The organism is Burkholderia sp. Ac-20379 (assembly GCF_017104645.1).
Classification (GTDB): Bacteria; Pseudomonadota; Gammaproteobacteria; order Burkholderiales; family Burkholderiaceae; genus Burkholderia.
The window spans coordinates 1-9657 of sequence record NZ_JAAGPF010000289.1 but is presented as its reverse complement, the minus strand read 5'-3'; the positions used below and the strand labels follow the sequence as shown (position 1 = coordinate 9657).

Annotated in this window: 8 protein-coding genes; 6 read left to right on the top strand and 2 right to left on the bottom strand. The window is 67.7% G+C overall.

Translation table 11 applies throughout. The features are described 5' to 3' along the window. Window positions 1-119: 119 nt before the first annotated feature. Entirely contained in the window at window positions 120-1391 is a 1272-nt protein-coding gene (locus G3N92_RS26395; RefSeq protein ID WP_206130534.1) for a glutamate-5-semialdehyde dehydrogenase, read from the top strand. A 31-nt stretch (window positions 1392-1422) separates the two neighbouring features. After that, window positions 1423-1845 carry a CopD family protein gene (locus G3N92_RS26390; protein WP_206130532.1) on the top strand — a complete coding sequence of 141 codons (423 nt, stop codon included), beginning with the start codon at window positions 1423-1425 and terminating at the stop codon, window positions 1843-1845. A gap of 114 nt (window positions 1846-1959) precedes the next feature. Here the strand turns inward: G3N92_RS26390 and G3N92_RS26385 are convergent, their stop codons facing one another. Then, window positions 1960-2892, bottom strand: coding sequence for a MurR/RpiR family transcriptional regulator (locus G3N92_RS26385; RefSeq protein WP_206130531.1), 933 nt, complete (start codon window positions 2890-2892; stop codon window positions 1960-1962). A 291-nt stretch (window positions 2893-3183) separates the two neighbouring features. Between G3N92_RS26385 and edd the strand changes: the two genes are divergently transcribed. The 4 genes from edd to G3N92_RS26365 all read left to right on the top strand — a co-directional run bounded on the left by edd (window position 3184) and on the right by G3N92_RS26365 (window position 8002). Continuing rightward, window positions 3184-5049 carry a phosphogluconate dehydratase gene (gene edd, locus G3N92_RS26380; RefSeq protein WP_206130533.1) on the top strand — a complete coding sequence of 622 codons (1866 nt, stop codon included), beginning with the start codon at window positions 3184-3186 and terminating at the stop codon, window positions 5047-5049. 59 nt (window positions 5050-5108) lie between these two features. Beyond that, window positions 5109-5735, top strand: coding sequence for a bifunctional 4-hydroxy-2-oxoglutarate aldolase/2-dehydro-3-deoxy-phosphogluconate aldolase (gene eda, locus G3N92_RS26375; protein WP_206130530.1), 627 nt, complete (start codon window positions 5109-5111; stop codon window positions 5733-5735). Between the two features lie 379 nt (window positions 5736-6114). After that, window positions 6115-7479: a gluconate:H+ symporter gene (locus tag G3N92_RS26370; protein WP_206130529.1), complete on the top strand. Its 1365-nt coding sequence runs from the start codon at window positions 6115-6117 to the stop codon at window positions 7477-7479. Between the two features lie 19 nt (window positions 7480-7498). Continuing rightward, a complete protein-coding gene (locus G3N92_RS26365) occupies window positions 7499-8002 on the top strand; it encodes a gluconokinase (RefSeq protein WP_206130528.1) in 504 nt (167 codons plus the stop codon). A gap of 123 nt (window positions 8003-8125) precedes the next feature. On the opposite strand, the gene purB is transcribed toward G3N92_RS26365, so the two are convergent. Further along, window positions 8126-9514: an adenylosuccinate lyase gene (gene purB / locus G3N92_RS26360; protein WP_206130527.1), complete on the bottom strand. Its 1389-nt coding sequence runs from the start codon at window positions 9512-9514 to the stop codon at window positions 8126-8128. Window positions 9515-9657: the final 143 nt, after the last annotated feature.

Here is a 9657-nt window from a genome sequence, read left to right as displayed (position 1 = left end):
GCAAGCGCGCGCCGGCGCGCATACAATCTTCACTCGCCGCGCCCGAGCCGGGCGGCGGCGCTCATCACCACGGCGAGCCGCCGCACGGCGCGGCCGCCATTCCGGATTCGGGTTTCACGATGGATATCGATCAGTACATGTCGGACGTCGGCCGCCGCGCGCGGCAAGCCTCGCGCGCGATCGCGCGGGCCGACACCGCCGCGAAGAACGCCGCGCTCGCCGCGATCGCCACCGCGATCGAACGCGAGGCGCCGGCGCTGAAGGCCGCCAACGCACGCGACGTCGAACGTGCGCGCGCGAACGGCCAGGACGCCGCGTTCATCGACCGCCTGACGTTGTCCGACAAGGCGCTGAACACGATGATCGAAGGGCTGCGCCAGGTGGCTGCGCTGGCCGATCCGATCGGCGAGATCTCGAACCTGAAGTTCCGCCCGAGCGGCATCCAGGTGGGCCAGATGCGCGTGCCGCTCGGCGTGATCGGCATCATCTACGAATCGCGCCCGAACGTGACGATCGACGCCGCGGCGCTGTGCCTGAAGTCGGGCAACGCCACGATCCTGCGCGGCGGTTCCGAGGCGCTCGAATCGAACACGGCGCTGGCGAAGCTGATCGGCGAGGGGCTGTCGGCGGCCGGGCTGCCGGCCGATGCCGTGCAGGTGGTGGCCACCGCCGATCGCGCGGCGGTCGGCAAGCTGATCACGATGACCGAATACGTGGACGTGATCGTGCCGCGCGGCGGCAAGAGCCTGATCGAACGGCTGATGAAGGATGCGCGCGTGCCGATGATCAAGCACCTCGACGGCATCTGCCACGTGTTCGTCGACGATCGCGCCGATCTGGCCAAGGCGCTCACGGTGTGCGACAACGCCAAGACGCACCGCTACGGCACCTGCAACACGATGGAAACGCTGCTGGTGGCGCGCGGCGTGGCGGCGGCGGTGCTGCCGCCGCTGGGCCGGCTCTATCGCGACAAGTCGGTCGAGCTGCGCGTCGACGCGGCCGCGAAGGCGGTGCTCGAAGCGGCCGGCGTCGGCCCGCTGGTCGACGCCACCGAGGAAGACTGGCGCACCGAATATCTCGCGCCGGTGCTCGCGATCAAGGTGGTCGACGGCCTCGACGCCGCGGTCGAGCACATCAACACCTACGGCTCCGCGCACACCGACGCGATCGTCACCGAGGATCACGACCGCGCGATGCGTTTCCTGCGCGAGGTCGATTCGGCCAGCGTGATGGTCAACGCCTCGACGCGCTTCGCCGACGGCTTCGAATACGGCCTCGGCGCCGAAATCGGCATCTCGAACGACAAGCTGCATGCGCGCGGCCCGGTCGGGCTCGAGGGGCTGACCTCGTTGAAATACGTCGTGCTCGGGCACGGCGAGGGCCGGCAGTGATCGCCGCCCGCCACTGCCAACGGACGATTCGATGACGTACCTCTGGGTCAAGACCTTCCACATCGTGCTGATCGCCGCGTGGTTCGCGGGGCTGTTCTACCTGCCGCGCATCTTCGTGAATCTCGCGATGGAGAGCGATCCCGGCGCGGTGCGCCGCCTGCTGACGATGGCGCGCAAGCTGTTCCGCTTCATGAGCTTCATCGCCGTGCCGGCGCTCGCGTGCGGGCTGTGGCTCTGGCTCGTGGCCGGCATTGGCCAGGGGCAGGGCTGGATTCACGCGAAGCTGACGATCGTGCTGCTGCTGATCGGCTATCACGTCTACTGCGGCCACCTGCTGCGCGTGTTCGAGCGCGGCGAGAACCGCCGCTCGGATCGCTGGTATCGCTTCTTCAACGAACTGCCGGTGCTCGGCATGCTCGGCGCGGTGGCGCTGGCCGTGATCAAGCCGTTCTGAGCCCCGCATTGCGCCGCATTCGGCGGCGCGCCACATGACAACGCCCGCACGGGCCGCCGCCGTTACTGTTACCGGCGCGGATCGTGCGGGCGTTGCGTCTTGCAGGCCTCGCGTTCAGCGTTCGCCCGTCTCTTCCTTTCGCGCCTCGCCGCTGCCTTCGTTCGCCGCGTCGCGCGCCTCGCGCGTGCTGCGGCGCTCGCCGGGGCGCACCTCGGCGTCGATGCGCCGCCGCACGATGGCGGCCTTGGCGCGGCCGAGCCGGTCGACCAGCTCGGGGCCGCGCTGCAGCGCCACGCCCACCGCGAGGATGTCGCCGATCGCCAGATGCGACATGCGCGAGGTCATCGGCGAGAACACGTCGGTTTCCTCGGCGATGTTCGACGCCAGGTTGACGCTCGCGACCTGCGCGAGCGGCGAGTGGCTGTGCGTGATCGACACCACCTTGGCCCCGCAGGCCAGCGCCGATTTCGCGGCCTCGACGATGTCGCGCGTGCGGCCCGTGTTCGAGATCGCCACCACGATGTCCTGCGGGCCGAGCAGCGCGGCCGACATCGAGAACGTGTGCGGATCGGAATAGGCGACGCTCGGCACGCCGAGCCGGAAGAACTTGTGCTGGATGTCCTGCGCGGCGATGCCCGAGCCGCCCGCGCCGTAGAACTCGATGCGCGAGGCGCGCGCGAGCAGCGCGATCGCCTCGGCCACGCTGCCGGCCGACAGGCTGTTGCGCACCTCGATCAGCGCGCCGATGGTGCGGTCGAACACCTTGCCGATGATGCCGGGCGCCGGCTCGTCGGGCTCGACGTCGCGATACACCGACGGCACGCCCGGCGCCACGCTTTGCGCGAGGCGGATCTTGAATTCGCGGAAGCCGCTGCAGCCGAGCGCCTGGCAAAAGCGGGCGATGGTCGGCTGGCTGACGCCGGCGCGCGTCGCGAGGTCGGTCATCGACATGTCGAGGATCTCGCGCGGCGCGGCCAGCACGGTGTCGGCAAGTTTCTGCTCGGACGGGCGCAACTGCGCGCGCAACGCTTCGATTCGGGGCAGCATCGGCGGCTCGTTTCGGAAATGACGGATTGTAGTATTGCGGATGGATTGTAGAAAAACTACATGAAATTTAGGGTCGATCGATGCTACTGGCAGCTTGCGGATCAGGGTTTTCACTAATCGATAAGCTATGATTAGCAAGCTTTGTACAAGAGTTGACCAAGTGAATGCTGCGCCGCAAGATTGCAGGCGTGTAGTTTTTCTACTAAACTTCGCGGCGATCGGTCGGTCAAAACCGGCCCCACCCCACGATTTCCGATGCCGGCCCCGCCGGCCACCGAGGAGACGCCCAGCATGGCCTCGCTGCATCCCACTCTCGTGAACGTGACCGAGCGCGTCGTCGCACGCAGCCGTCCCACCCGCACCGCCTATCTCGCACGCATCGACGCCGCGCAAGGCCGCTTCCCGGCGCGCGGCGCGCTGTCGTGCGCGAACCTCGCGCATGGTTTCGCCGGCCTCGAAGGCAACGACAAGTTCGTCATCAAGTCGGTGCGCGAGCCGAACATCGGCATCGTCTCGTCGTACAACGAGATGCTGTCGGCGCACGCGCCGTACGTCAGCTATCCGGACCTGATCAAGGCGGCGGCGCGCGAGAACGGCGGCGTCGCGCAGTTCGCGGGCGGCGTGCCGGCGATGTGCGACGGCGTCACGCAGGGAAATCCGGGCATGGAGCTGTCGCTGTTTTCGCGCGAGACGATCGCGATGAGCACCGCGATCGCGCTCACGCACAACATGTTCGACGCGGCGCTGTGCCTCGGCATCTGCGACAAGATCGTGCCGGGCCTGCTGATCGGCGCGCTGCAGTTCGGCCATCTGCCGACCATCTTCGTGCCGGCCGGCCCGATGACGAGCGGCCTGTCGAACGACGACAAGGCCAAGATCCGCCAGCAGTTCGCCACCGGCCAGGTGGGCCGCGACGCGCTGCTCGAAGCCGAATCGGCCGCCTATCACGGCCACGGCACCTGCACGTTCTACGGCACGGCCAACAGCAACCAGATGCTGATGGAAGTGATGGGCCTGCATCTGCCGGGCTCGGCGTTCGTCCACCCGCACACGCCGCTGCGCGATGCGCTGACGGCCCAGGCCGCGCGCCGCGTGCTCGATCTGACCGTCGAGCGCGGCAGCTACACGCCGATCGGCCATGTGGTCGACGAGAAGGCCGTGATCAACGGCATCGTCGCGCTGCTCGCCACGGGCGGCTCGACCAACCACACGATGCACCTCGTGGCGATCGCGCGCGCGGCCGGCATCCTGATCGACTGGGACGATTTCGATCAGCTGTCGGCCGTGGTGCCGCTGCTCGCCAAGATCTACCCGAACGGCAAGGCCGACGTGAACCACTTCCACGCGGCCGGCGGCGTGGCGTTCCTGGTGCGCAACCTGCTCGAGGGCGGCCTGCTGCACGAGGACGTCACCACGGTGGCCGGCAAGGGCCTGTCGCACTACACGTATGAGCCGAAGCTGCTCGACGGCAAGCTCGAATGGGTGCCGGGCGTGGCCGAGAGCCAGGACGCCAAGGTGCTGCGGCCGATCGGCGAGCCGTTCCAGGCCGACGGCGGTCTGCGCCTGATGCAGGGCCGCCTGGGCCGCGGCGTGATCAAGATTTCGGCCGTCGCGCCCGAGCATCGCAAGGTGGTCGCGCCGGCCATCGTGTTCGAATCGCAGGAAGCCGTGCAGGCCGCGTTCGACGCGGGCGAGCTGAAGCGCGATTTCGTGGCGGTGGTGCGCTTCCAGGGCGCGCGTGCCAACGGCATGCCCGAGCTGCACCGTTTGACGCCGCTGCTCGGCGTGCTGCAGGATCAGGGCTTCCACGTGGCGCTGGTGACCGACGGGCGCATGTCGGGCGCGTCGGGCAAGGTGCCGGCGGTGATCCACGTGTCGCCCGAGGCGCTGCTCGACGGCCCGCTGGCCAAGGTGCGCACCGGCGACACGATCGTGATCGACGCGCAGGCCGGCATCCTCGACGTCGACATCGACGCGAACGACTGGGCCGCGCGCGAGCTGGCGCGCCCGGCGCATCAGGCCGACAACGAAGTGGGTTTCGGCCGCGAGCTGTTCGGCGTGTTCCGCGCGGCGGCGATGCCGGCCGAGGCGGGCGCCTCGGTGTTCGGCGCGCTGGTGGGCGAAACCGCTCGCGCCGGCGTGACGAGCGCGCACTGAACCGAACGCAGCGACCCGCGAATCCGAACAGATCCATCCCGTTACAGGAGAAGCAGCAGATGAAGACGATCCACGACATCGTGAAACTCGGCCCGGTGATTCCGGTCCTCGCGTTCGAGACGGTCGAGCAGGGCGAGCACGTGTCGCGCGCGCTGCACGCAGGCGGCGTGAAGGTGCTCGAAATCACGCTGCGCACCGAAGCCGGCCTCAAGGCGATCGAGCGCGCGAGCCAGTTGGCCGACGACATCGTGGTGGGCGTGGGCACCATCACGAAGCCCGAGCATTGCGCGCTCGCCAAGAAGGCCGGCGCGCAGTTCGGCGTCTCGCCGGGCCTCACGCGCGCGATGCACGACGCCGCGCAGGACGCCGGCCTGCCGCTGCTGCCGGGCGTCATGACGCCGACCGACATCATCGCCGCGCTCGAACTCGGCTATGAGGTCGTCAAGTTCTTCCCGGCCCAGCAGGCCGGCGGCATCCCGATGCTGCAGGCGTTCCACGGCCCGTTCCCGGCGCTGAAGTTCTGCCCGACGGGCGGCATCAGCGTGCAGACGGCGCCCGATTTCCTCAAGCAGCCGAACGTGGTGTGCGTCGGCGGTTCGTGGCTGACGCCGAAGGCGGCGCTGGCCGCGCAGGATTGGGCCGAAGTCACGCGCCTCGCGCAGGCCGCCAGCCAACTGACGCGCTGAGCGCGCGATGAGTCCGGGCGGGACCGATGGTTGCATCCGCGACCATCGGTCCCGCCGCGCTGTGGCCGCGCCTGCCGAATCCTGCCTCGACGCCTCGCATCCGCAAGGCGAAACCGGCCGCCATCCCCTATAGTTGATCCGCGCGATCGCGACCTCTTGCCACCTTGGCGGGCCGTGTCGTGCTGTGCCCGATTCTTCAGACTTTCGGCGCTTTTCTAGGGGTTTATGCGAATGGAACCGGTTCTATCGCGCCGATTAAAACGAAAGTAGAATTCAGCGTCCTGTCGGGCGCGCCTGGTTTGGCGCTCGCAGGCCCATCGAAGAATGGCCGGGTGTCGTGGTGCGTCGGCCCGGTTCCAATAATCGCAAGGAGGAGTTCATGGGTGCTGTTCAAGGCAGCGGGCTGCTATGGTGCACGGTGATCGCGATCGTGTTGCTGATCGTGATGATCGCGCGCTTCAAGATCTATCCGTTTCTGGTCCTGATCATCGTGTCGCTCGGCCTCGGCGCCGTGGTCGGTATGCCGATGGACAAGATCGTCAAATCGTTCGAAACCGGCAACGGCGGCACGCTGGGCCACATCGCGATCGTGGTCGGCCTCGGCACCATGCTCGGCAAGATGATGGCCGAATCGGGCGGCGCCGAACGGATCGCCGTCACGCTGATCGGCTGGTTCGGCGAGAAGAACATTCACTGGGCGATGATGTGCGTGGCCATCATCATCGGCTTGCCGGTGTTCTTCGAAGTGGGCTTCGTGCTGCTGATCCCGATCGCGTTCAACGTCGCCAAGCGCACCAACAAATCGCTGCTGCTGGTGGGGCTGCCGATGGTGGCCGGCCTGTCGGTCGTGCACGGGCTGATCCCGCCGCACCCGGCCGCGCTGCTCGCGGTGCAGGCGTTCCACGCCGACATCGGCAAGACCATCGCCTACGGCCTGATCGTCGGCATCCCGACGGCCATCGTGGCCGGCCCGCTGTTCGCGCTGCTGATCCACAAGCACGTCAAGCTGCCGGCGAACAATCCGCTCGCCTCGCAGTTCATCGATTCGGGCGACCAGGCCAAGCGCGACCGCGCGCTGCCGAGCTTCGGCATCACGCTGTTCACGATCCTGCTGCCGGTGGTGCTGATGCTGGTCGGCAGCTGGGCCGATCTGGTGTTCGAGCCGAAAACCGTGCCGAACAACCTGCTGCGCTTCGCCGGCAATTCGGATGTGGCGCTGCTGATCGCCGTGCTCGTCAGCTTCTGGACGTTCGGCGCGAAGCAGGGCTTCAACAAGGAACAGATCCAGAAGTTCTGCAGCGAGTGCCTGGCGCCGATCGCCGGCATCACGCTGATCGTCGGCGCGGGCGGCGGTTTCGGCGGTATCCTGCGCGACAGCGGCATCTCGACGCAGATCGTCGAAACGGCCAAGGCCGCGAATCTGTCGCCGCTGCTGCTCGGCTGGTTCGCCGCCGCGCTGATGCGTCTGGCCACCGGCTCCGCCACCGTCGCGATGACCACCGCCTGCGGCATCGTCGCGCCGATCGCGGCCGCCTCGGCCTCGACGGTCAAGCCGGAACTGCTGGTGCTGGCCACCGGCTCGGGCTCGCTGATCTTCTCGCACGTCAACGACGGCGGGTTCTGGCTGATCAAGGAATATTTCGGAATGACGGTCGGTCAGACGTTCAAGACCTGGTCCCTGCTCGAAACCATCATTTCGCTGCTGGGTCTGGGTCTGACGATGGCGCTGGCCACCGTCCTGTAACAGCAAGAAGGGGTAGTCAATGATTTTGATCGCAATGGGCGTCTCGGGCGCCGGCAAGTCGCGCATCGGCGAGCTGCTGGCGGAGCGTCTCGGGTGTACGTTCACCGACGGCGACGCGTTCCACAGCGCCGCCAACAAGGAGAAGATGCATCAGGGCATTCCGCTGACCGACGACGACCGCTGGCCGTGGCTGAAGTCGATCCGCGAGGCGATCGAGGCGAAGCAGCAGGCCGGCGAAACGGCCGTGTTCACCTGCTCGTCGTTGAAGCGTGCGTACCGCGACGTGCTGCGCGGCGGCGACCACGACGTGCGTTTCGTCTATCTGCACGGCACGTTCGAGGTGCTGACCGAGCGCCTGAAGACGCGCACCGGCCACTTCTTCGATCCGAAGCTGCTGCAAAGCCAGCTCGACACGCTCGAAGTGCCGGGCGAGGACGAAGCCGTGCAGGTCAGCATCGAGCAGACGCCCGAGCAGATGGTCGACGAGGTGCTGGCGAAACTCGGCCTGGCCGCGCAATCCTGAGCGTTCCGGCGATCGGAATCGGCGTGGCCCTTCGCGGGCCGCGCCCATGAAAAAAGCGCCCGGCGGCGAAAGCCCCGGGCGCTTTTCATTGGCTTGCCGGCCGGGCATGCCCGGCCGTGCGCGTTACGCGATGCGCTTGGCCAGTTCGACGGCCTTGCCGATGTACGAACCGGGCGTCATCGCCAGCAGCAGATCCTTGGCGTCCTGCGGGATCGCCAGGCCGCCGACGAACTCCTGCAGCGCTTCGCGCGTGATGCCCTTGCCGCGCGTCAGTTCCTTCAGTTGCTCGTACGGGTTCTCGATGCCGTAGCGGCGCATGACCGTTTGCACCGGCTCGGCCAGCACTTCCCAGCAGTTGTCGAGATCTTCGTTCAGGCGCGCCGGGTTCACTTCGAGCTTGTCGAGGCCGCGCGTCAGGGCGTCGTAGGCGAGCAGCGAGTAGCCGAACGCGACGCCGATGTTGCGCAGCACCGTCGAATCGGTCAGATCGCGCTGCCAGCGCGACACCGGCAGCTTTTCCGAGAGGTGGCGCAGCGTGGCGTTGGCCAGGCCCAGGTTGCCTTCCGAGTTTTCGAAATCGATCGGGTTGACCTTGTGCGGCATGGTCGACGAGCCGATTTCGCCGGCCTTGGTGCGCTGCTTGAAGTAGCCGAGCGCGATGTAGCCCCACACGTCGCGGTCGAGGTCGAGCAGGATCGTGTTGGCGCGCGCCACGGCGTCGAACAGCTCGGCCATGTAGTCGTGCGGTTCGATCTGGATCGTGTACGGATTGAAGCTGAGCTTCAGGCGGTTTTCGACGACGTCCTTCGAGAACGCTTCCCAATCGAACGTCGGGTAGGCCGACAGGTGCGCGTTGAAGTTGCCGACCGCGCCGTTCATCTTGCCGAGCAGCTCGACCTTGGCGATGCGATCGATCGCGCGCGCCAGACGGGCCGCGACGTTGGCGATTTCCTTGCCGAGCGTGGTCGGGCTGGCCGGCTGGCCGTGGGTGCGCGACAGCATCGGCTGTTCGGCCTGGGCGTGCGCCAGCGCGACGAGGCGCTGGTGCACGGTGCGCAGCGCCGGGACGATCACGTTGTCGCGCGCGCCGGACAGCATCATGCCGTGCGAGGTGTTGTTGATGTCTTCCGAGGTGCAGGCGAAGTGGATGAACTCGCTGGCGCGCTCGAGTTCCGGCTGGCCCTTGACCGATTCCTTGAGCCAGTATTCGACGGCCTTCACGTCATGGTTCGTGACGCGCTCGATGTCCTTGATGCGCGCCGCGTCGTGGGCCGTGAAGCGCTCGACCAGTTGCAGCAGGAATTGCTCGGACGCTTCCGAGAAGCGCGGCACTTCGGCGAAACCGGCGCGCGACAGCGCGATCAGCCAATGGACCTCGACGGTCACGCGATGGCGCATGAACGCGGCCTCGGAGAGCCAGTCGCGCAGGGCTTCCGTCTTGCTGGCGTAGCGGCCGTCGAGCGGCGACAGCGCGGTGAGGGCGAAAAGGGTGTCGGGGCGGGTGTCGGACATGATGGGGCGGCCGGTCGGGCGTGGAGAGAGTAACCGGGAATTTTACCATCGGCGGGGGGCGGTTCCGGCGGCGCGTCATGCGGCCCGCCCGGCGCGGGGCCGGGCGGGCGTTCGAGGCGGGGAGGGCGGCCGGCCGCTCGCGG